The sequence below is a fragment of the Sphaerisporangium sp. NPDC004334 genome (genome assembly GCF_053602655.1).
In genome coordinates this window covers 1,810-3,131 of the sequence record NZ_JBSGDZ010000071.1, presented here as the reverse complement: position 1 = coordinate 3,131, position 1,322 = coordinate 1,810, and the positions used below count along the sequence as shown (strand labels likewise).

At 55.6% G+C, this 1,322-nt stretch carries 1 rRNA gene (running past one end of the window); it reads right to left on the bottom strand.

The window, feature by feature from the left end:
- A 23S ribosomal RNA gene (locus ACWEN6_RS40755) occupies positions 1-1,276 on the bottom strand; it reaches 1,930 nt to the left of the window's first position.
- Positions 1,277-1,322: the final 46 nt, after the last annotated feature.

Here is a 1,322-nt window from a genome sequence, read left to right as displayed (position 1 = left end):
CTGTGAATGCCACGACTTCGGCGGTGTACTTGAGCCCCGCTACATTGTCGGCGCAGAATCACTTGACCAGTGAGCTATTACGCACTCTTTCAAGGGTGGCTGCTTCTAAGCCAACCTCCTGGTTGTCACTGCGACTCCACATCCTTTCCCACTTAGCACACGCTTAGGGGCCTTAGTCGGTGGTCTGGGCTGTTTCCCTCTCGACTACGAAGCTTATCCCCCGCAGTCTCACTGCCACGCTCTCACTTACCGGCATTCGGAGTTTGGCTGACGTCAGTAACCCGGTAAGGCCCATCAGCCATCCAGTGCTCTACCTCCGGCAAGAAACACGCAACGCTGCACCTAAATGCATTTCGGGGAGAACCAGCTATCACGGAGTTTGATTGGCCTTTCACCCCTACACACAGATCATCCCCCAGGTTTTCAACCCTGGTGGGTTCGGTCCTCCACACGGTCTTACCCGCGCTTCAACCTGCCCATGCGTAGATCACTCCGCTTCGGGTCTACAGCATGCGACTACAAACGCCCTATTCAGACTCGCTTTCGCTACGGCTCCCCCACACGGGTTAACCTCGCCACACACCATAACTCGCAGGCTCATTCTTCAAAAGGCACGCAGTCACATCACAGACAGGGCAAGCCCCGCCTAAGCTCCTACGGCTTGTAGGCACACGGTTTCAGGTACTATTTCACGACCCCTCACCGGGGCGCTTTTCACCTTTCCCTCACGGTACTCGTTCACTATCGGTCATCAGGGAGTATTTAGGCTTACCAGGTGGTCCTGGCAGATTCACACAGGATTCCTCGAGCCCCGTGCTACTTGGGATCCCCTCAAACAGTCGACAGAATTTCGCCTACCCGGCTCTCACGGTCTACGGCGCAACTTCCCAGAAGCTTCGACTACCCCATCGATTTATCACTGCTTGTGGTCTCAGCGGAAACCACCAGAGGGTCCCACAACCCCACACACGCAACACCCGCCGGCTATCACACGCGCATGGTTTAGCCTCATCCGCTTTCGCTCACCACTACTCACGGAATCACTCTTGTTTTCTCTTCCTACGGGTACTGAGATGTTTCACTTCCCCGCGTTACCACCAACCGCCCTATACATTCAGGCGGAGGCAACACCACATGACTGGTGCTAGGTTTCCCCATTCGGACATCCCCGGATCAACGTCTGGTTGGCGACTCCCCGAGGCTTAACGCAGCCTCCCACGTCCTTCATCGGCTCCTGATGCCAAGGCATCCACCGTGTGCCCTAAAAAACTTGGCCACAAAGATGCTCGCGTCCACTATGCAATTCACAAACAACAAACAGG